At 42.3% G+C, this 22,699-nt stretch carries 20 protein-coding genes; 3 read left to right on the top strand and 17 right to left on the bottom strand.

The genetic code is table 11. The features are described 5' to 3' along the window. Nucleotides 1–132: 132 nt before the first annotated feature. On the bottom strand, nt 133–4,020 hold the full coding sequence (gene purL / locus G3341_RS07230) for a phosphoribosylformylglycinamidine synthase (protein WP_163863542.1): 3,888 nt from the start codon (nt 4,018–4,020) through the stop codon (nt 133–135). A gap of 445 nt (nt 4,021–4,465) precedes the next feature. Between purL and mltF the strand changes: the two genes are divergently transcribed. Then, nucleotides 4,466–6,100 carry a membrane-bound lytic murein transglycosylase MltF gene (mltF, locus tag G3341_RS07225; RefSeq protein ID WP_230085909.1) on the top strand — a complete coding sequence of 545 codons (1,635 nt, stop codon included), beginning with the start codon at nt 4,466–4,468 and terminating at the stop codon, nt 6,098–6,100. Between the two features lie 58 nt (nt 6,101–6,158). Here mltF and tadA read toward each other — a convergent pair whose 3' ends face one another. Next, complete coding sequence (gene tadA, locus G3341_RS07220; RefSeq protein WP_163861019.1) at nt 6,159–6,695, bottom strand: tRNA adenosine(34) deaminase TadA; 537 nt, start codon at nt 6,693–6,695, stop codon at nt 6,159–6,161. A gap of 195 nt (nt 6,696–6,890) precedes the next feature. Next, complete coding sequence (gene leuE, locus G3341_RS07215; protein WP_154635755.1) at nt 6,891–7,538, bottom strand: leucine efflux protein LeuE; 648 nt, start codon at nt 7,536–7,538, stop codon at nt 6,891–6,893. Between the two features lie 201 nt (nt 7,539–7,739). Here leuE and G3341_RS07210 point away from each other — a divergent pair, with 201 nt between their 5' ends. Continuing rightward, nucleotides 7,740–8,198: an XRE family transcriptional regulator gene (locus G3341_RS07210; protein WP_154635754.1), complete on the top strand. Its 459-nt coding sequence runs from the start codon at nt 7,740–7,742 to the stop codon at nt 8,196–8,198. A gap of 878 nt (nt 8,199–9,076) precedes the next feature. Further along, nucleotides 9,077–10,087 carry a glycosyltransferase gene (locus G3341_RS07205; RefSeq protein WP_163861018.1) on the top strand — a complete coding sequence of 337 codons (1,011 nt, stop codon included), beginning with the start codon at nt 9,077–9,079 and terminating at the stop codon, nt 10,085–10,087. 99 nt (nt 10,088–10,186) lie between these two features. Here G3341_RS07205 and G3341_RS20665 read toward each other — a convergent pair whose 3' ends face one another. The 14 genes from G3341_RS20665 to G3341_RS07130 all read right to left on the bottom strand — a co-directional run bounded on the left by G3341_RS20665 (nt 10,187) and on the right by G3341_RS07130 (nt 22,698). Beyond that, nucleotides 10,187–11,689 carry a gp53-like domain-containing protein gene (locus tag G3341_RS20665; protein ID WP_244316489.1) on the bottom strand — a complete coding sequence of 501 codons (1,503 nt, stop codon included), beginning with the start codon at nt 11,687–11,689 and terminating at the stop codon, nt 10,187–10,189. A 5-nt stretch (nt 11,690–11,694) separates the two neighbouring features. After that, on the bottom strand, nt 11,695–12,354 hold the full coding sequence (locus tag G3341_RS07190) for a DUF2612 domain-containing protein (protein WP_154621869.1): 660 nt from the start codon (nt 12,352–12,354) through the stop codon (nt 11,695–11,697). Next, a complete protein-coding gene (locus G3341_RS07185) occupies nt 12,351–13,538 on the bottom strand; it encodes a baseplate J/gp47 family protein (protein WP_163861017.1) in 1,188 nt (395 codons plus the stop codon). Before G3341_RS07185 ends, G3341_RS07190 begins: the two co-directional genes overlap by 4 nt. Further along, complete coding sequence (locus G3341_RS07180; protein WP_154621871.1) at nt 13,531–13,875, bottom strand: hypothetical protein; 345 nt, start codon at nt 13,873–13,875, stop codon at nt 13,531–13,533. Before G3341_RS07180 ends, G3341_RS07185 begins: the two co-directional genes overlap by 8 nt. After that, complete coding sequence (locus G3341_RS07175; protein ID WP_154621872.1) at nt 13,872–14,564, bottom strand: Gp138 family membrane-puncturing spike protein; 693 nt, start codon at nt 14,562–14,564, stop codon at nt 13,872–13,874. The genes G3341_RS07180 and G3341_RS07175 overlap by 4 nt, the downstream gene beginning before the upstream one ends. Before the next feature lie 3 nt (nt 14,565–14,567). Next, nucleotides 14,568–15,383, bottom strand: a complete 816-nt coding sequence (locus tag G3341_RS07170) for a baseplate hub protein (protein ID WP_154621873.1) — start codon at nt 15,381–15,383, stop codon at nt 14,568–14,570. Beyond that, the gene (locus tag G3341_RS07165; RefSeq protein ID WP_154621874.1) at nt 15,376–15,669 is read right to left on the bottom strand and encodes a phage baseplate plug family protein; all 294 of its coding nucleotides are present in this window, start codon (nt 15,667–15,669) and stop codon (nt 15,376–15,378) included. Before G3341_RS07165 ends, G3341_RS07170 begins: the two co-directional genes overlap by 8 nt. Before the next feature lie 2 nt (nt 15,670–15,671). Continuing rightward, the gene (locus tag G3341_RS07160; RefSeq protein WP_154621875.1) at nt 15,672–16,199 is read right to left on the bottom strand and encodes a phage baseplate protein; all 528 of its coding nucleotides are present in this window, start codon (nt 16,197–16,199) and stop codon (nt 15,672–15,674) included. Continuing rightward, nucleotides 16,196–18,709: a hypothetical protein gene (locus G3341_RS07155; RefSeq protein ID WP_208852775.1), complete on the bottom strand. Its 2,514-nt coding sequence runs from the start codon at nt 18,707–18,709 to the stop codon at nt 16,196–16,198. Before G3341_RS07155 ends, G3341_RS07160 begins: the two co-directional genes overlap by 4 nt. Nucleotides 18,710–18,791: 82 nt before the next feature. Next, nucleotides 18,792–19,250, bottom strand: coding sequence for a hypothetical protein (locus G3341_RS07150; protein ID WP_154621876.1), 459 nt, complete (start codon nt 19,248–19,250; stop codon nt 18,792–18,794). Between the two features lie 50 nt (nt 19,251–19,300). Continuing rightward, nucleotides 19,301–19,753 carry a phage tail fiber protein gene (locus G3341_RS07145; protein WP_154621877.1) on the bottom strand — a complete coding sequence of 151 codons (453 nt, stop codon included), beginning with the start codon at nt 19,751–19,753 and terminating at the stop codon, nt 19,301–19,303. A 9-nt stretch (nt 19,754–19,762) separates the two neighbouring features. After that, complete coding sequence (locus tag G3341_RS07140; RefSeq protein ID WP_163861016.1) at nt 19,763–21,250, bottom strand: DUF3383 domain-containing protein; 1,488 nt, start codon at nt 21,248–21,250, stop codon at nt 19,763–19,765. 10 nt (nt 21,251–21,260) lie between these two features. Further along, nucleotides 21,261–21,776, bottom strand: a complete 516-nt coding sequence (locus G3341_RS07135) for a phage gateway protein (protein ID WP_154621879.1) — start codon at nt 21,774–21,776, stop codon at nt 21,261–21,263. Nucleotides 21,777–22,248: 472 nt separating this feature from the next. Further along, on the bottom strand, nt 22,249–22,698 hold the full coding sequence (locus tag G3341_RS07130) for a lysis protein (protein WP_154621880.1): 450 nt from the start codon (nt 22,696–22,698) through the stop codon (nt 22,249–22,251). Between the last annotated feature and the right edge of the window lies 1 nt (nt 22,699).

Raw genomic sequence — 22,699 nt, 5'->3', positions numbered from 1 at the left:
AATAAACGAGGAAAATCAATTTATTGATTTTCGACTGATAACACAAAGCGGGAAAAACCACGCTTTTATCCCGCTTTGTCAACAACCTCATAGCCCCGTCAGACGGGGCTATCCACTTTATATTTAATCGAGTTAACCTAATTGTTTACGTGCATTACGGAAAATACGCATCCATGGGCCATCTTCACCCCAATTATCAGGATGCCACGAATGACTCACAGTACGGAATACACGCTCCGGATGAGGCATCATAATCGTCGCTCGGCCATCCATTGAGGTTACAGACGTGATCCCATTTACAGAGCCATTTGGGTTCGCCGGATATTGCTCAGTCACTTGCCCGTAGTTATTCACAAAACGTAACGCGACTAATCCCTTGTTTTCCAGTTGCTGAATATGAGTAGGCTGTCTTGCTTCAACGAACCCTTCACCATGAGAGACCGCGATAGGCATACGTGAGCCAACCATATCTTGCAGCAATAATGATGGGCTCTTCGCCACTTCAACTAAACTAAAGCGAGCTTCAAAACGCTCAGAACGATTGCGAACAAACCGTGGCCAGAACTCTGCCCCTGGAATTAACTCATACAGGTTAGACATCATTTGGCATCCATTACACACACCGAGAGATAAGGTATCTTGGCGCTCAAAGAAAGCGGTAAATTCGTCACGTACTTGAGGGTTAAACAGAATCGACTTCGCCCAGCCCTCTCCAGCACCTAATACATCACCGTATGAAAAACCACCGCATGCAACCAGTGTTTGGAAACCTGCTAATGATAGATTGCCCGCTAACAAATCACTCATATGCACATCGACAGCATCAAAACCAGCACGGTCAAATGCCGCTGCCATTTCAACATGAGAGTTCACCCCTTGCTCACGTAAAACAGCAACTTTAGGACGAACACCAGACATAATGTAAGGCGCGGCAATGTCATCAGCAATGTCAAAGGTCAGGTGCGTATTCAAACCTGGGTCTTGAGAGTCTAACTTAGCCTTATGTTCCTCATCGGCGCAATCTTCGTTATCACGTAAGCGTTGCATCTGCCATGTCGTTTCCGCCCACCATTCGCGTAATGTACTACGTGATTCATGATAAACTACCGTGTCACGGCTATTAATCACTAACGCATCCTCTTGCGTTACTGTGCCTAAATAATGTAGGCACTCACCCAAGCCAGCATCCGCAAAGCAAGCTTCAACATACGGTCTATCTTGTTGTTTAATTTGGATCACCGCACCTAACTCTTCATTAAACAATGCGGCTAAAATATCCTCATCAAATTCACTGATATCCACGTTAATACCGCAGTGACCAGCAAAGGCCATTTCCGCTAATGTGACAAACAAACCACCATCAGAACGGTCGTGATAAGCTAATAGCTTTTGCTCTGATAATAAGCTTTGGATAGCCGTAAAGAAGCCTGACAGCAGTTTAGGATCACGAACATCGGGCGCTTTATTGCCCAACTGGCGATAAACTTGAGCAAGTGCAGAACCACCTAGAGCATTATGTCCTTGCCCAAGGTCAATCAGCATCAATGCAGAATCAGGCTGTTGTTTTAATTCTGGGGTCACGGTCAAACGCACATCTTCAACGCGACCAAATGCACTAATAATCAATGACAATGGTGAAGTCATCTCACGCTCTGCCCCATTTTCGTGCCAGCGCGTTTTCATTGACATTGAGTCTTTACCTACTGGAATCGTTAATCCCAGAGCAGGACATAATTCTTCACCAACCGCCTTAACCGCTTGATATAAACCTGCATCTTCACCAGGGTGACCGGCTGCCGACATCCAGTTAGCAGACAGTTTCACACGTTTAAGGTCTTGCACATACGCACAAGCGATATTCGTTAACGCTTCACCAACCGCCATGCGAGCAGAAGCGGCAAAATCCAGTAATGCAATAGGTGTTCTCTCACCAATAGACATCGCTTCGCCATAATAACTATCTAGGCTAGCAGTCGTCACGGCACAATCGGCGACAGGGATCTGCCATGGCCCAACCATTTGGTCACGCGCAACCATTCCCGTTACGCTACGGTCACCAATGGTGATTAAAAAGGTCTTTTCTGCCACAGCAGGCAGGTGTAAAACGCGCTTAACCGCTTCATTTAAATTAATCGATGTTCTATCTAGCGCATCGGGTTGTGCTTTTAATGTGTCGACATTTCGCAGCATTTTAGGGGTTTTACCGAGTAGCACATCCAGAGGCATATCGATAGGCTGATTATTAAAATGCTCATCTTTCAACACGAGCTCACGCTGCTCAGTGGCTTCACCAATCACAGCAAAAGGAGCACGCTCACGTTCACAAATGGCGGTAAATAGGGGCATTTGTTCAGGGGCTACCGCTAATACATAACGTTCTTGTGATTCATTACACCAGACTTCTAATGGACTCATGCCCGGTTCATCATTAAGAATTTTGCGTAATTCAAAACAACCACCTCGGCCACCATCACTCACGAGTTCAGGCATTGCATTAGATAAACCACCCGCACCAACGTCATGAATAAAGAGAATTGGGTTGTTATCACCTAACTGCCAGCAATTATCGATCACTTCTTGGCAGCGACGCTCCATTTCAGGGTTATCACGCTGTACTGACGCAAAATCCAGATCCGCATCGGATTGACCCGAGGCCATTGAAGAGGCTGCACCACCGCCAAGCCCAATGTTCATTGATGGGCCACCAAGCACAATCAGTTTTGCACCAACTGGGATCTCCCCTTTTTGGACATGATCAGCGCGAATATTACCAATCCCCCCCGCTAGCATAATCGGTTTATGGTAGCCTCGTAGCTCTTCACCGTTGTGGCTATTGACCTTTTCTTCATAGGTACGGAAATAGCCTAAAAGCGCTGGGCGGCCAAATTCATTATTAAATGCGGCCCCCCCTAGAGGCCCTTCAAGCATAATATCGAGCGCAGTAACAATGCGTTCTGGTTTACCGAAATCTTCTTCCCAAGGCTGCTCAAATCCCGGGATACGGAGGTTAGACACGGAGAAACCCACTAACCCTGCTTTTGGTTTTGCCCCACGGCCTGTTGCACCTTCATCACGAATTTCACCACCAGAGCCTGTTGCAGCACCTGGCCACGGTGAAATTGCTGTTGGGTGGTTATGCGTTTCCACTTTCATCAAAATATGAGCATCTTCTTGATGATAACGATAAGTGCGACCTTCTGGTTCAGGGAAGAAACGCCCGACAGAAGAGCCTTCCATCACTGCGGCATTATCTTTATAAGCCGATAAAACATAATCAGGTGTTGTCTCGAAGGTGTTTTTAATCATTTTAAACAGCGATTTCGGCTGTTTTTCACCATCAATGATCCAGTCAGCATTAAAAATTTTATGGCGGCAGTGTTCTGAGTTTGCTTGTGCAAACATATATAACTCAACATCTGTTGGGTTACGTTTTAATCCTGTAAATGCATCAAACAAATAGTCGATTTCATCATCAGCCAGCGCTAACCCCATTTCGATATTCGCTTTTTCAAGTGCTGAACGCCCTAAGCGAATGATATCGATAACTTTCATTGGCTGTGGTTGATGATGAACAAAAAGCGCTTGAGCCTGCTCAAAGTCGCTAAAAACCGTTTCCATCATGCGGTCATGAAGCAGTGCCGCAATGGCTTGCCATTGTGCCTGTGATAAAGCATCCGCCTGCACATAATAAGCGAGACCACGTTCAATTCTTTCGACTTGAGGTAAACCACAATTATGTGCAATGTCAGTCGCTTTGGATGACCAAGGAGAAATGGTACCAGGGCGTGGGGTCACTAATATCAGTGTGCCAAATGGCTCATGCTCCGCGAGAGAAGGTCCATATTTTAGCAAACTACGCAATTTGCCTTGCTCGCTATCACTCAAAGGTGCTGATAGTTCAGCGAAGTGCATATATTCAGCATAAATATCCGTAACAGGAAGCTGTTTTTCAGCAAACAACGCCAAAAGGCGAGTAATACGAAATGCTGATAGAGCAGGTGAACCACGCAAAATTTCCATAGTCATAATTTCTCTCATTTAAACGCCAGCCCTGATCATAAAAGCAGGGGAACTGGGAGACATTATAGAGCAATGCGAATCAATACGAAACCGTTTGCGTGACTAAAAATAAAGCAAACCGTTAAAAATTATTAGGAATGAAATAGCACAATATTGGTTGCACGGATCATAATTGTTGAGCAAAATGTCCAAACACTGGAAATATAACCATTACTTATAATTATTTTTTTACAACAACACCGGCATAAAACCCCTCATGGTTTTCCGAGCCACAAGTAGGCAGCAAAGTTTCTTAGCGCCACTATAATGAAATATTCGGATGGCAACTTAATTTGCTCAATTGATAAAGCAATGAAAAGTTCAGAGGGTATACATATGAGATATTTTCTTGAATAACATAAAGGTTAACTATTTAATCATTGTGATTGTTGCGCTTTTAGCGGCCATGATTATTGGACTTAATCTCCGTTGGCCCAATACGCAAGACAATCAGCTCAACCAAATCATCTCTCGCGGTGAGCTACGAGTGAGTGCAATTAGTTCTCCGTTGATCTATCAAGATGACGAAGCAAACTTGCATGGTTTTGATTATGAGCTTGTTCAAAGCTTTGCCGACTATCTCGGCGTTAAATTGAACATCACCCTGCGACCAACCGTTGAGCTAATTTTCGATGATATTGAGAATGGCAATGCAGATATTGGTGTTGCTGGATTGCTCTATAATAAAGATAGGCTGAAAAAAATGAAAACAGGGCCTAGCTATCTCAATGTCACACAGCAACTGGTTTACCGAAAAGGCTCTACACGCCCTAAAAGTTTTGAGGATATTAACGGTAAGCTCGTCGTGATGGCAGGTTCTGCTCATGCTAGTACCCTCAAAATGGCGGCTGAAAAACATCCTGAGTTGGTTTGGGAAGAAACAACCGAATACACAACTAGCCAGCTATTAGAGATGGTGGCGGAAGGGCTGATTGACTATACGCTAGAAGACTCTATTTCTGTTGCATTACAACAACGTATTCATCCTGAAATTGCGGTCGGATTCGATTTAGTCGATGACCATGCCATCACTTGGTACATGAAACGCCTTAATGATGATAGCTTGAACGCTGCTCTACTTGATTTTTTTAATGCCAGCAATGAATCCGATTTGCTCGCAAGGCTCGATGAAAAATATTTTAGCCATGTCGGTTCATTTGACTACTTTGATACCATGTCATTTATCAATGCTATCAATAAAAAACTTCCTACTTATCAACCACTGTTTGAAAAATATGCTACGGCGCTTGATTGGAAACTATTAGCGGCTATTGCGTGGCAAGAATCGCATTGGGATCCGTTGGCGACATCACCAACAGGGGTTCGTGGGCTCATGATGCTCACCAAACCAACCGCCGAAACAATGGGCGTTGCAGATAGATTAGATCCTGAAGAGAGTATTAAAGGCGGAGCTGCATATTTAGAATATTTAATGCAACGCCTTCCAGTTTCTATCGCCGATGATGATAGAATTTGGTTTGCACTGGCCGCCTATAATATGGGGTATGGCCATATGCAAGATGTCAGAAAACTAACTGAATTACAAGGTGGAGACCCAGACCGCTGGTTAGATGTAAAATCGAGACTCCCTCTGTTAACTCAAAAAAAGTATTATTCACAGCTTAACTATGGTTATGCGCGAGGGCATGAAGCCTATCGCTATGTTGAAAACATTCGTCGCTACCATCAAAGCTTAGTCGGCTATTTACAAAATCAAGATAAGAAGCAACGTGCATTGGCTATTGCCGAAAAATCATTGATTTTATTTCCACCGCTTGTCTCCCCTCACAGCCCCAATGACAAAACTGAAAGCACTGAGACGTCAGGGGATCCGGAAACCATCGTCGATAACGTGCCGCCGTCTACCACGCAAAGTGATGTGAAAGAGAAAGTCAGCCTAAAACAGAAACAATCCCCCCACAATGCATACAAACTGCCAGCCATTTCACCTGCAAATGGCCAGCCCTCTTTAGGACAATATCTCCTCTCCATCAACCCAGAAAAAAGCGAGCAGGATAAAGAAGATACTGTAACGAATTAATCAATGATTATCTGATTGGTCGATAAGGAATGTGTTGTTAGATATCGCTTTCGTTTATTCAGGCATTTTTGCTGTTTCGATTTTCAACACACTCACATTGAATTTGACTTAGCATTCTTTTTTGTTCTTTCTTTTGTGCTCTGCGCATTTTAAAAAAAGCACTTAACATCGTAGAGCAGGTTTCTTCGAGTACCCCACCCGTTACATCAATATAATGATTTAATCCTGGGCGTTCTAATAGATTAATAAATGAACCACAAGCCCCTGTTTTAAAATCTTTGGCGCCATAAACTAAGCGCCCTATTCGACTATGCACTAATGCACCTGCACACATAATGCAGGGTTCTAAAGTCACATACAGTGTGGTGTCTAATAGTCGATAATTATTAAGTGCCTTACCACCTTGCTGTAAGGCGATAATTTCAGCGTGAGCTGTAGGGTCATGACTTTCAATTGAACGGTTCCATCCAGATGCAACTAATTGGTTATCCTTAACTAATAGTGCACCTACAGGTATTTCACCTGCATCTTGGGCATTTTTCGCCAATTCTAAAGCGCGATTCATCCAGTACTCATCAATCTCTACTTGCGTCACACCAACCTCTTCACTGTCTATTTTGATAGATTATACCCCAAATAGCTTGGCTTGCATGCAGATGATGAATCATGTAGATACCTAGGTGAGTTAAAAAATACCTGAACGTTGCCGTTATTATTAGCGCAACAGCAACGTCAAAGATAATAATTACAACCCATTGATTCAATGAAACTTTATTCAAAAAGATTATGATTAGTTACTGAAAATTGCCAGTTTCGCTGCAAATCCCATAAAAAAGCTGCCTACTGCACAATTTCCTAATTTAGCTAACACTTGTTTTTCACGTAAAAAACGCGCAATGAGGTAGCCACTAAAAATTAATAAACTTAGGTAGAGAAAGCTAACAAATTCAAGGATTGACGCTAGCACAAGGTAAGGTACCCATGCTTGTGCATAACTAAAGTCAATAAACTGAATAAAAAAGGAAATATAAAAGAGAATGGCTTTTGGGTTGGTTAAACTGAGGATCAGCGCTCTCGTGAAGATTTTTTCTGATTTGACCACGACCGAATCATCACCAGTATTGGGTAGTTTTTTCTGTTTAAAAGTAACAAAAAGAATTTTACTCCCTAAGTATAATAGGTAAGCAGCCCCCAAATAACGCACGATCATAAACAGCGTGGGGGAGGCTTTTATGACAGAGGCAACACCAATGAATGAAAGGAAGATCAATATCGCATCGCCCGTGAACACACCTAACGCTGCACGATACCCAGCACGAGTACCATGTGAAGTGCTTGATTTTAAAACATATAAAGAGTTTGGCCCCGGAACAATGATGATTAGGATCAGCCCTGCCATGTAAGTCCAAAAATTTAAAACACCAAAACTTTCAAACATAATTAAGACCTTTGTGATTTTTTTCTTATTATTATCACAATCTTTCTGAGTTGTGAATATTTAATTCAACTCATTATTTGCTTATTAATTTCAAATGCTAAAACAAGCTAATAATAATCATTATTTTTAATTTTCTTTTATTTTCATACTATAAATGTGCTTAAGAAATATTTAACTCAACTAATAAATAAAGGATATGATATGGCACTTATTCAATCAGGTATCCAAGCCGGTATATTTGAACAATTTTATCCGACAACGCTTGTATATTCTGCTGCTAAAAAAGTCTTCTTCTTAGGTCATACGCCTCAAGAAAAAGCGTATTTTATTTATAGTGTAAATGATAAAGGAATTATTGATACAAGCGCACCTGTTCATAAAGGTAAATTAAACAGTTATCTCAGCAACCTTCAATATGTCCAAGACTTAACGCTGAACAAGCAATATATTTACGGTTATAACTTAGAAGAGAAAACGATTCAATTCTATTTAGTTCAGGATAATGGTAGCCTTGAAAATGTCTATGATTTCACCTTTAACGCGACTGGAATGCAAATTAGAACCGCCTCATTCTTTGTTATTAATGGTGTTTTGTATTACTACTACCAATACGAAAAATCAAAAAATTGGGAATCATTTAGTGTAGTTATCGTTAAATAAAATAAAGCGCTCGCACACTAGAATTAAGGATTGTTTTCAATCCTTAATTCTTTAACCCTGATCAAATTCACATCAACATTTATTGTGTTTATTCATCTATATAAAACTTTCAATATATTTCTGAATTAAAATGTCAATTATTCTACTGCATAAAAAAACTATATTATTCTTAATTAGATGGATATAATCACTACGCTATTAGACCTTCCCAAAATACTCCCTCTTTTATGATAAAAAGCACAAGCACAAGCTAATCGATAAAACGGGTAATACACGACAAGAACAGATAATGCAAAGAATCGGTGAGTAATTCGCGCTATTAAGCTTACATATCGCGATAGGTTCGTCACAATCACTCACTATCAACGACGCTAAAACAGATGATGGAAAAGAGAAGATAGGTCAAATATGGGAAGAGATCTAGCAAGATGACTCATGGGTGCCAGCATAAAAAATAATTGCAGAGAAAGTAATGTCGAGATCGTTCTTCGAATTACAGAAATGAAAGTTGGCGTTAATAGTCCTTATGACGTTCTTGTGTTAGAAATCACTTTTGCAGGTGGAGCCATCAACAAAAAAACACACAAATGAGAAGATATTGATAGGCAGCACAGCGTAGCTATTTATCTTGTGAGATTATGGGACATATGTACGCTAAGACCGGAGAATATTTGGAAAAACGGATGATGGTTATCCTGAATCAGTAAAAAAATGCTTAATGTGATGGAAGGCTAGCGTTATGGTGAATTTTTGTTTTTAGCTCTTTATATTGTTTGCTATTATAGTTACATACGTAAACCTAATAGGTTGTCCACATACTATAGTTTTAATCTAAAACCCATCAATTGTAGACAATTGACTAAAAATCAGGAAGATAAATGATTTGCTTTGAAAATGCCGTAAATAACAACGCGTTATTTTTTGGTAGTAGTTCAGACGAAAATACATCAGACTCTCTTCATGTTGCATATGGCGCCGACAAAAATTTTTTGTTTGGAACAGGTGTTTCCATTTGCTCAGTTTTGTTAAATAACAAGGATATGAGTTTTCATTTTCACATATTCACGGATATTTTGAGTGATAGAGATATTGAACTTTTTAAAGAAATTACAAATCTCTACAATACAAACATAACGCTATACACCTTAAATGTAGATGCCTTGAGAAGCCTTCCAACAAATAAAGAATGGTCTTATGCCATCTATTTTAGGCTCATTATAGCGGATTATTTCTATAACAAATGTGACAGAATTTTATACATGGATTCTGATGTTTTTTGTGCAGGAAGCATTAAAGAGCTAAAAAAATTAGATCTAACGTCTACACCAGTCGCCGCTGTCATGGATGTGAATGATTCATTCTCAATAGAAATGTCTGAATTATTTAATGCTGAAGGTATTAAAAAAGGATATTTTAACTCTGGTGTGATGCTAATAAATACTGAAGAATGGAAACGCAGACAGATAACAGAAAAGTCAATATCTGTTTTTACAGATAATAAATTATTATCTGTTATCAAGTATTATGATCAAGACGCACTAAATATTGCGATTAATGGTGATTGGTTAAAGCTAGATACTAACTTTAACCTCAAAATAAACCTTAACGATAAGTATAAGAATAGAGCTATCCGTATTGTTTCTCCCCCTGTATTAGTCCATTTTATTGGAGTAACTAAACCTTGGCATAGCTGGTCTAAGTATTACCATGAGGTTAATTACTTCTTGAATGCAAAAGAAAAATCGCCGTGGAAAAATATAAGTTTAATAACCCCCCAAAACATTACACACCGTAAATATGCATTTAAACACTTAAAATATTGTAAAGAATATTTACAAGCGTTCTATCAGTATATTTTATACGCTTATTTAAAAATACTTAGAAAATAGCACATTATTAAAAGAATAATTAACCATGTAAATTTCATGCTATTTCATTGTTAAATGGGTCTCTATGTTAGAGACCCACTTCTCAATTTATCTTAATTATTAATGTCCTATTGCTATCCATGTAAAATGGAAATCCCACCAACTCCCTCTACCGTTGATGCCGATTGCAGAAAAGTAATCTTTAGTGAATTCCCTAACGTTGATTGCTTCATTTCCTGTGGCATTATTCATAGTTGCCGTAACAGAAAAACACGCATTAGGAAATTGTGTGGGAAACGTAAATTTTTTAAGCGTATCTTTTTGGGTCAAATCGGAACCCCACTGAATAATAATTCCAGTGCTAGCATCTTTCCACCAACCTCTAGCAGCCTTGCTCGCTGTATTTTTTCCTCCCATTGCACCAATTTTGTTATCAACTTCAGCCTTGGTATACGCCCCAACATCCCCTGCATTCAATGAGATATCAGCACTCAACGCTTTATTATTCACTTTACGGGTATTTGGCACGCGCCCATTTGCGTTATTGTTTGCGTTTGTAGCATTCGTGTTAGCCGCATTTGCTGTGACTTGCGCATCTGTACCCATTTTTTTAGCGTCTGCTATCTTAGTGTCAGATTCCGCTTTCGTGTAAGCACCGACATCGCTCGCTGTAATTGTGATATCTGCACTGAGTGGCTTATTGTTCACTTTGCGCGTATTTGGCACACGGTTATTTGCATTGCTGTTCGCTGCGTCAAATTTTGAGTTTACTGTGCTATTTGTCGCATAATCCCCTGACGGCTGATAACTGCCTTTTGGCTGATATCGCCCATCCCCTTCCGCTTTGGTGTAACTGTCACCTTTAAGCGCATAATTCCCCGCAGGGGCATAATTGCCTTTGGGTTGATAACTAGTGTCAGATTCTGCTTTTGAATAACTGTAGCCTGCCGCTTGATAACTGCCCTTTGGTTGATATTTGCCATCGGATTCGCTTTTCGTGTAACTGCTTCCTTTTAAGGCATAATCCCCCGAGGGCTGATAACTGCCTTTTGGCTGGTATCGTGTATCCCCTTCTGCTTTCGTGTAGCTTTCGCCTTTGACGGCATAGTTATCCGCTGGGGCGTAGTTTCCTTTCGGTTGGAAATGCGTATCTGACTCTGCCTTCGAATAGCTGTAGCCGGCGGTTTGATAGTTGCCTAATGGTTGGAACCGCTTGTCCGATTCGGTTTTGTTATAAACCTGAATATCTCCCGCCGTTAAATCCGCTTTCAGCTCTTGCCATGCAGCCCCTGCGGCAGGTTCAACATTGTTATTCTCAATCTTGGATTGCCATGTTTTATTTTTATGATAAACAACACTACGAATTGGGTAGGGCTTCCCCTCCACTGCCCATAGGGGAATGCCATAACTTTGCAATTCACCAATCGCTCCCGTGATATCGTGAAACAACGCATTCATTTTTTCACGTTCAATATCCTTAGCAGCAGGGTCAGTTTGTTGATCACGCTCATAGTCATAGCTGTAACCTTGAGTGTAAGAAACTGAACCATCCCCCTGCACTGCATCAGGAATAGCATTACGATCCCCTTGTGTTGCAAAGGGGATTTTAAATATTTTTGTCATGGGTTTTAGGCTCCGAAATTACTGCTTAGAAAGTTTTTACGATGTTGGCCGTGGCCGAAAGCTTTCTTCGTCACGATACGATATTTGACACCAACTCCCGATGGGCGTGGCATGAGATCAAAGTTTTCAAGAAGTACTCGTAAATGTTCGTCAGGATTGAAATTAAACACGTAATACAGATAGGTCATATCCAGCGGATCAAGCACAAACACTTTGCTATCTGCTTGCCAAAAGAATCGTTTAAGAAATTCGTTAATATTGGTCACCGTTGGGCTTTGCGTAAGGTTAAAATAGCGCATACGCACAATGAGGCGTTTTTGGTCGACGGTCAGTGATAAGGTGTAATCGGCATTACGCCGAAAGTTAGCGTTAAAATTGGCTTTCTTTTTGCCAAAACCAAAGCCAATTTTGGTTTTATCACTGGGCGGAACATCAATCCCCAATGGCACATCAAGAATACGCGCCCAGATGTTAAGCCCGAACTCATTTGCTGTATCGATATTAAACACATCACGGTACCAATCACGCCAAAACTGTATCGTGGATTGATCAAAGTAGTCCGCTTTGTATTTGGCTAACGCCTTGAGATTCTCAGCATCCTCATATTGCCAAAGAATGGCTTTTAATAAATCAGAATGAAAATCGAAGGATTGGATTTTTATCATGTGATCACCACTTGTACTGCACTACGTTTGAGCCTTGCCACCTCATTCATTTTGATTTCGTAGTTATTGGGTGACCAAGTTTTACCATCGTTCGAAAGTGCAACACCTGTAATAAATAATCGAGGTTCTACAGCATTAATCCCTGCCGAAATTTCAAATGGAGAAACATCTCGCCCAACCACTAACCCCCCCTCACCATCGATATCACCATTTGCCCACGCCTCAACCGCGGCGGGGATAATTGTTTGTGCATCCACCGTCGCTTTTTTTACCATTACTCGGCAAAACAGCACAATTTCTTTGGCTCTATCGAATTTAACTGGGTAAGTTTGACCGCTGATAGCTTCCAATACTTCAACTTTTTCACTACCGTTAAAAGCGGCACCCAGTGTCTTTGTGCGTAACAATGAACGGGCAATCGCCTCTTTATCGCCCCCTTCAACACACACATAAATGCTATGAGGAACTAAAGTGATACCGTCAAAAACCATCGGTTGGTCAGTGTAATTTTCTCGATACGCCAACGAACGCACACCTTCTAATGCGTAAAGTGCGGAAGTGATCGCCTCCCCCACACTGACGGTGTTTTTCGCTAACGTCTGCTTACGTCGTCGCCTTGATTGTAGATCGGTTTCCGCATTACGCCCCAATACTGCGGTACTCGGGTTATGAACGGTTTCCCAGCCTAATACCGAACTGGCCACTTTATTGAGTTGTCCCACTCCGCATTCAATTGCCCCTGTTTCAATGGACCGCATATCCCCCGTCACGGAACCATCTTGACCGATAATTAAAGTCTTAGTGGTTTCGAATAAATCACCATTGAGCGAGGCAGCTTGTGAACCTTTCGGGATAATGGTGTCGGCAATACCGGTGAATTGCACCTGAGATAAAAAAGAATGTGTCGCATCAAAACGCTGTCCACCCATTAACGCCCATATTGCATCAAGGAAAATACCGCCGGCTAAATCAGGGTTAATTTGGTTAGCCAGTTCGGCATTATTTCGCACAATCGCATCCCGATTTTCAACTTCCATGGTGATCAGTGCGCCCTGTGGTGTTTCTGGCGAAACATCCAGATCCTGGCCAAACACACTTTTAAATTCGCTTTCAACATCATCGCGTAATGTGCTGGTATCAGGAATAATAACGCCTTGCGATGTAATGAATTGATAATCAGCCATTGAGTGTTATCTCCCCATAAATCGTTTGGATCACAGCGGTATATTTCAGTGTGTTATCCGCCAATGAAGCCGAAAAAGACAGGACCGATATCACATCATTGAGTTCACGCATACGATCCCGAAACGCGGATTCAAAGAGCGGAATATCAGCCTGGCGTCCAAATGTCGTTTTCCAATAAGGAATCCCCCTATCCAGCTTATGCAGCATTTCACCGCGTATCGCTTTGACATAGTGTTCACAGCGATTTTTCAATGATCGTTCACCATTGGCGATAGCTAAATTGCCGCTATTTCCCAAATGAATATCATTGTTTTTATTCACATCAAAGGTCATCATATGGGCGCTCCTGTATTGCTATTACCACTTTGAATGCCGCTATGTTTATGCGTTGAACCGATATCTTTACCATTATGTTTCAACGTGCCACCACTTGACTCACTATTACCATGGGTTTGCTGGTTACCATTAATCGTCACGTTGCCATTAAATGTCGTTTCAGGAACATTGACCTCAAGAATGGGGGAATCTAACACCACTTTTCCCTCATGCAGTGCTAAACACACCGAGCCATCCATAGATTGAATAACCAATGCATCCGTATTTTTACCATCAATCAGCCAACCTTTAAGCGTATCGGGGTAGAACATCGCATCGCTGAAGGTATGTAAGCGAGCCGTATTCGGTTCATCTTCCAACCCTCCTCGCTGAAAGATTAAGCTAATATCGCGGTCATTGGCTTTGAGCCAGCCAAAATCCCCCGCCTTAATCGGCATACGAATAAAAAAACCGCCGCCACCAAAGCGAAACACGGGGATATTAGGAACGGCTGCACGAGCAATCTTTTGTCCTTCAGTCGACACCATCATGACTAATGGTTTGATAACAGCGCGGTTAGTTTTATCGTCATAACTCACCACTGTGGCGGGAAGCATGTCATCAATATTCATCAATAGACTACGAAACGCAGCCATAAATTGCCCTGCCAAGCTGCCTTCGCTAGCAATATCATTATTAGGTTGGTTCATGGTTTACACTCGTTTGCAGGACGCTTGGTAAAAAAATGAGTCGTCGTGAGAGGCAATGTCGAACTTTAATTGCTCAATAATATAGTCACCGTTTAGCGCAGAATTAAACTTGCTTTCCAGGCGTAACATGCCACCTAATGACGATTCACCATCAATTAAATAAGTGACGTCAACACCTTTTTCAGTCGCTTTCGGAATACCCACCATGCCCGACTTTTGATTGAGAATACGTAAACGGCCGTTTAAAGCTTTGTCGCGGTCTTTCACATACAAGGTGTCATCATCAATAAATGCTTTCACATTACCGGCATCTTGCAATCGCTCCACTTGTTTGAGTGCCGACCCACAAAAATACCAGTTAGCAATATTTTTATCGGTCGCTTGAAAGTCCAATCTCACCCCACAATCCTGTGCAATATTTTTAGCTAACTCACTCATTTTGCTCATCGCGCTACCCGATGAAGAAACAATGTCACGTGCCGTTGCATTGTTAGTTTTGGCCTTTAATGTGAGTGTGACATCAGGTGGCGAGGCAATTTCGGCACTGACAATATCGCCTACATAAATCCGAAACACACCAGTACTGGCACGACCCGCCTCAACAATTAATCGATGTGGCTTCTTCGCTTTGGTATAAGGGCTAGTTTCGGTCAACAACATATTACGTGTTGCAGAATTGAGGCCATCGATATTGACAGTACATTCATTCTGTAAAGGGTTAGCGTACTTGGTGCCACTTGCACGAACACGTAGCCCCTCATACCATTGCAATCGACCATTGACTTCAATGCCTAATCGAATACGGCGTAAATCAATCATCCTCCCTCCACCACACCAGATATTGAGATTGATTAAATTGCTCCCACCAAGGTAATACATCATTATTCGTGATAAACGCAAAATTGCTCTTACTTGATAAATACCGGTAGGGGATCAAGGATTGGTTTGGCATCGCTCGCAAGCCTTGTAACAAAACCCTATCATTACACTTGATATCACAGCACATCACATCACGCGCTGCCTTCAGCGTAAATTCCCAATCATCGCCATCAAGTGTCACTCTGATCCGTTGATTGGGTATCGCACTTAATGGAATTTCTTGCATGCTCACTCCTCTGCATTAAATGAACCATCTACGACTTTGACGATAACAGACTTTTTCTTTTTTTTAGGGATTGTCGATGTTTGTACCTTGCCGCGATTAACGGTGCTCGACTGCGCTTTTTTAGCCACTTTTCTGGGCGGCAGAGCCCCGTATTCAGGCTCTATATTGCGCCACTCTGTAAACCGCAATGAGAGTTTGATCGCGTCTGTCATGTCAGGACTTTCATCGTGATCAAAACTCACTAACAAGAGTGGTTGATACGTTTTGACTCGCGTTTGTATGCCAACCAATTGATGTTGATCATAGGCTTGTTGCATCATTTCAAAGGCATTTTTCAATTCACCGACTAAAATCAAACTCATGCTAATTTCAACTGGCTGTACCACAACGTGATCGCTACGCGTTTCCCCAGACTCAACAGTAAACTGCGTGGCTTTGTGTTCATCGCGTACATTAATTTGGATGGGGCTGGCCGTCTCAAATAGCACCGTGAAGTCATCAATGTTGAAAATTTTAATTTCTGTGATCATTTACTCAGCCCTGTATTGTTTTGCTGCCCTAAATCTTGTAAGTGGGGAGTTAATGCCTCTTTCATGACGACTGCGAGACCTTGAGCATCTGTCGCTTGGGTTTCCACTTTAATCTCACCAATAGACACGTTAGTTTCATTAGTCATGTTAGATTGATTACTGATCGCCTGACTGGTCATCGAATTCATCGTATTCGCTGACATGCCGTTAATGTGCTGACTCAGACCTGTGACTAGAAAAGCCGTATCATCCTCGGAAAGTTTAGGGGTCTCCGGTATTTGAGATTCAATCGTGCCATTCACTGACAGTTTGCGCTCAACGGTCTGCGTTATTTCAGCATCATCATCAAAACCAAACCAACCTTTAACCGTCTTCCAGCCATTTTTGATCGCATCCAACCCGTCATTAATCCAGCCTAAATACTGTTTAATTTGGTTCCAAAGCCATTTGAAAATACCCACAACGGTATCAGAAACCGTATTAAAGATACCTTCAAACCCTTTCCCCCAATTGATAACGTCTTGAATACTTGCCACCAGCCAACCGATGAACTCATCCATGGCATCATTCATGAGGTTATACGCATCAATAACAATGTCAGCCACAAATTTGGCGGCAACTTTGAGGTATTCAAAAAGCGCTTTAAACGCTTCCCATAACGCCATAATGACGATTTTTAAGGCGGGATATTTATCTAGCAAGCGACCAATCATCGAATCGTTGCCATCAATAAAGTTCATGATATCGTCATAAACTAATGCGAACGCTGTTGCCAATAAGGCAATAACGGCAATTAACGCTAAAATAGGCCATGTAAACGCCAAAGTCGTTGCTGCTGCCGATAACATCGCAGGCAAATAAAAAGCTGTAATAGCAGCGCCCATCGCAATAAAAAAACCCACGATGAATGTTTGATTTTCTTTGCAGAAGCTGACAAACCGATTAATCCACTCTACCCCTTTGGCTAAAATCGGGATCACCATTTCGAGTAAGCTATTTTTCAGCATATCTGACGATTGCTGAAAGCCTCGCATCGCTTTGTTAAACCTAATAGATTGCTCAATACTATCTTTGTTGATACCGGAGTATTCTTTTTGAGCCTCCATCATGTGCTCAAGCTCTTTACGCCCTTTCATCATGAGTTCAACGGTTTTATCGTCCGTGACACCCAAGGCAGAGAGCGTCGCTTTCGCTTTATCAAACTTCATGCCCTGCACTTTATCCGCGGTTTGTAACACCTTTTCCATGGAGTTTTTAGCAAATCCAAACGATTTTGCCATCGCAGATAAATCGGCTTGAGCTGCATCACGCGAGCCACCAAGTTCGGCCATTGAACCAGCGAAAGCATCCACATCGACTGCCGCTACATTGATTTTTTTGCCTAGATTATCGAGAGATTCTATTTCAGCCGAACGTGTGATAGAGGCTTCTACTAAGGCTTTCGCCCCCGCCAGTAACTTCTCCGCAGCAAATGCCTTTTTAACAAAAGACATGACCGTATTACCCAACCGCTGATATTTGCTTTGCGTGCTATCAATGTTTTGTTGCACATTTCTTTGAGCATTAATTTCGCTGTTAGCCGCTTCGATTCCCTTCACCTTCATCGTATCCACAAGGTGAATCAACTCCGTGTAATTACCTTGCAATGCTTGAATAATCGCGTTTGAGAGCCGTTTAGCTGTGATGCCTTGATGCTCGGTATTAGCCAGGTCTGTGACACCTTGATTCAGCAGAGTCAACTCTTGTTGCAATGCCTGGTAATGAGCCTCTACGTCACTGAGAACAATACTCGTTGATCGCATACCTTCATCAGAGATTGCTCTTTGTGTATCGAGGTTAGCCATCGAATTCGTAACCGTATCTAACCGTGTTTTGATAGCATCAGTTTGTGCAATGGCTTCGCTCGCATTAACTACAAAATCAATAGCATGCTCAACGGATAAGCCCTGTACCGATTCGCGCAAATGTGCCATCACACGTTCAACTTCTGTGGCACCATCGGCTGTGGTTAGCGGAATTTTTTGCAGCTCATGAATAAACTCACTGACTGCGTTTTTTACTTGTTCTAATGCCGTTTTTTGGTCACCCACGGATAAGGTACCAAGGTCATTTTTAAGTTGGGCGATTTCAGTCTGTAGCGATTGCCCCCAATGCCCTAATGCCTCCCCAGCGGATGACCACGCGGTTTCTGTATTTTGACGCAGCGCATCAAGGGCGCTTAATGATGAACCCACCGCATCCAACCGAACCATAATTTGACTTATTTCAGCGCTGACGTCATTGGCATTGGTTGTGAAATGGATTTTATGGTCGGTTGATAGGCTTTGTAGTGATCGCCAAAGTTCAGCCATGACACTCCCAATGGTCAGTGAACTTTGCTCCGCTGCCTGTTGAGTTTGTTTCATGGCATCAATAATGTCATCGGTCGAACGTTGCACTTTTTTAAATGCCTCATTCGCTTGCCTTGTATCAAACTCAAAGACCTGCACAAAGGTATCCATTAATGACATTAGCGATCCTTTGAAGCCGCAAGGGCTTCGTTATAACGGTTAGTAATGGCAATTTCCCATAGGTCCATTGCTTCTTCTAAATCTATTGAGGTTTTGAGCTCTGTGAAGGTGGCGAGGCGTTCACTGACGATGACGGCAAAGAACCCATCAGCGTTTTTATAATCGACGGGAGTGAACCGCTTACCTTGCTGAGCAGGAAGTGGAGGAAACCTTGACTCCCGTCGTTCCCGAAAAAACTGGTGTTATATTTCAGCATTTCCAACTCTAAGCGGATCAGGGATTCGCCGTCAGTCACATGATTATCAATGAGCGTTTGTGTTTTAAGCGGTATTTCTTCACCGTCGATAACCACACATACGTATGCCATCATCTTCAGCATGGCTTCTTTGCTGACCTCGTAATTACCAATTTTAGGTGCATTGGATAACGGGTACTTAGCTAAGATTTCGCGCCCAACCGTAGCGGGTAGTCGACTAATTACAAATGATTTTTCAATACCATCAACATCTTTGATAGCAACTTCTTTAGGCTTAATTAGCATAGTGAACACCAATAAAAAAGGCGGGATCCCCCGCCATAATTTGAAATAAATTAACGTACTCGCGTGCTATCGAAATCCTGAAACACAAAGGTATAGGCTTTGGATTTCAAACGCCCTGCGGAAGCCGCTGAGTTACCACGGCTCCCATTGGTAATTTTGCCATTACGCGCCGTGACCGTTGAACCATCACCATAAGACGCCACAAAGGTAATGATATCCCCAGCATGTCGACGCCCTTTTTTAGCGGTATTAGCCTCGAGCAAAATAGACAGATTCTGATCTTCTTCACTACCTGCTACGACGTTAATTGTGACGGTTTGTGGTGTCGGAGTGGACCAACTCACCAAGTTACCGTTAATATCCATGCCCGTTTGTGCGATATCGACCGCGGGTAAATCCAGCGGATCCGCATCGTCAGCAAAGGCGGTAATTAAAATCCCTGTGGGAAATGTTTTGTTGGCTTGAATAATAAAACTCAAACCGGTTGCAGATACATCATGCATGTTCTACTCCTAGACTAAATTATGAGAACCTTCGACTTTGCGAACCCAATCGCCTTTGCCATAAATCAATACGTATTTCATGACATACTCAGGCAGACCACTTTTTCCTGTATTTTCAACAATCTGTGCGTTATACCAATAGCCTTTATCTTGTACGTCATACCATGCGAGGTCATCACCGGATGCGTCCGCAATGGCGAGTTTTTGCGCATCTGTCAATGTTTTCCCGGCTAAAATCGTGCCATTATTAATCGCCTTTGTGACCGCACCAGCAATCACCATTAACGCTCGTGCTTCACCGTCTTTATTCGCTGGAACACCGCGTGTTGCCAACAGCAAGCTAAACCACTGCTGAGCAATATAGGCTTTTAACCACTGTTCATTGGCGTGCACACTCATATCTAATGGGTTTGATGCTCCACCGCATAAGAAGCCTCGCTGATAAAAACGAATTTGTGAGCCTGCTATCGCGGTTTCACCGTAATAATTCACACGCAACTTATCGAATCGATCAGCCGCTTTATCCGTGGTCACTTGTGCTGGGAATGTCACTCCGAGTTGGCGAAACATATAGTTTGTCGTGGCGTTAGTCCGGTCATAATCGGTCGCCGCCATCACCGCCATAGGTAACGATTGAATAAAGTGAACGTTGTCCGTTTTTAGGTTCAAGCCCACAGACGCAGTGTCCATTAAAGCCGCGCTGAAATCTTCAACCTGCTTTTCACTAACGTTAATGTGTAACTGGTATTTGACGTTCTCACCCGATACATACTGCGCTAATGGCACTGCTTGCTCTAACGTCAGTTCAGCTAAAAAGGTGGCACTCCCAAATGAGTCCGACACTTGCTCTGCCACAATAAAGGCTTCCAGCGGTGTTTGTGCAGGGTTACCTTCAGATGCGCTACCTGAAGACAGCCCCATGGCATCAGCCAGCACGGAATAATCAACGTGGATAGAAGCACTCTCTTGCACTCCTCCACTGAGTTCAAAAGCACTCTCTAATGCATTAAACGTCAAGTAACTGCTGGAAAATTGCGGTTCCTTTTCTGCATTGAGTTTCGTTTGAATGATGGACGCAATATCCGCATAAGATTTTGCTTCCGATAAATCAATGTCTTTATAGTTTTTGGTCACAGTACCGATAGTGACAGAGAGAGTGCCATCGGCAATCGCGCTTAAGTCCGCTAACGCTGCCGCTTTAACACCAAACAGTGTAGGCATCCGCCCTACTGGTTCATAAGACGCAATTTGTAATTCTTTTGGCTTACTCACGGGAGCAGGACTGACATAGCTAAAATATTGTCGAGCAAAATGCGCTTCTGGAGAATCAACACCCAGAAATTCATCGACTTGACCATTTGCAAATTCAAGCACTTTACCCGCTGGAATTTTAGGATTGGTAGAAAATAAACGAGCAGTTAGTTTACGCATCGGAACAGAAGACGCGCCAACAACCGCCGATGCGATATCAACGTATCGAGTTTGTTTAATTGGCATAGTAAAAACCTTATATGCGATGGATATCAGGATAAAGTGCACTAATGGCAGCTGTATCAGGGAAAAGAGAACGTTTAAAGGTCACATTAAAATCAAATGAAGGATTTTGTTCGTAATCACCATGTTCGTTCACAGAGTAAGGTTGGCGAACTGACGTTGCTCGCTGCACGCCAATACCTTGCTTTCTCAGCGTGGTGGCAAAAGGTAGCGAATTGACAATCATTCTGACAATAGCCGCGATATCAGTGGACGTATAATGTTCTATTTGAGTCACAAACACTTGAACTTGATACGTTTTTTCAGATAACTGATGTTCTTGGTGACCCGCTTTATTACCTTGAACGTGATAGGTTCTACTTTGCCAACCGTGACCGTGTTCATTTATGGGAAAAAAGACCACCATATTATCTTCACGGTCTTGCTTGATAGACGGAAAACCCGCTTTAACGGGGATCTCGATGCCAACTTCTTTCAGCTGCATCAAGATTTGTTTTTGAATAGCTATTTCAACATCATAATCTTTCATAAATTTCTGTCTCTATACAAAACATTGATTTACAACCATTTCATTTTCAATTCGTATCACCCGCACATCATGTTTCGACCGTTAACAACTGAAAACCGGGTGATAAGCCACGCTGTATGGCTTGAATATCGTGTATACCCAAAAGCCCTCATTTGAGGGCGTAAAAAAGATGGCGTTAATCAAACAGTAGTCAGGCGGTTGGGCCAAATAGGTCAGCGTCTGTGTTCGTCGTATCGACTGAATTCCCTTTGATTTGAGATGATTAACCTAGCAACTGATATTTGACGGGAAGCACATGTCGAATCGCCACACTCATTGTATTGAGCTATCTCCCACCGCTTAGCCCGATGAATTTAGGTGAGAAAACAAAATTTGGGATAATTGGCGTTTATCTGCTGGTATCTCACTTCACTGGGTGCCACAAGGTTACATACCACTCACCGAATGACATGGGTAAAACCTTGCATATTGGTTATTGGATACACTGCATTTTTATGTAATCTTGCAAACCTAAGATGATTTGAGTTGACTCCGCAATTCGCTCTCTGAGTAACCAATAATTTCGGATAGCGGCGTCATCAGGTCGGGCGGTGGTTGCATCATCCAAGCCGGAGGCGGTAGTGCCTTCGGATTTTTTACAACTGGCTTTGATGTACACCCGCTCAGGATGACGCTCAGCAGCAATACGCAACTGGTCAATTTCAATCTGTGCATTGGCTAATTCCTGAGTATGCTTAATATCCAGCTTATGAAGGGATTGGACGCGCTCTTGGAAATCTTCATTGATTTTGATTTGCTCTGTAAGTTCAGCCAGCAACCTAGCATTTTGGGTGTGTAATTCCTCTATCCTTTCATGCTGCTTCCACATCCCCCATACGGCCACCCACGCTGCAATAAATAGCAATGCTCTCGCTGTATTCATG

It is taken from the genome of Providencia vermicola (assembly GCF_010748935.1).
Lineage (GTDB): Bacteria > Pseudomonadota > Gammaproteobacteria > Enterobacterales > Enterobacteriaceae > Providencia > Providencia zhejiangensis.
The sequence above is the reverse complement of the archived record's forward strand: the minus strand, read 5'-3'. Positions and strand labels throughout refer to the sequence as shown.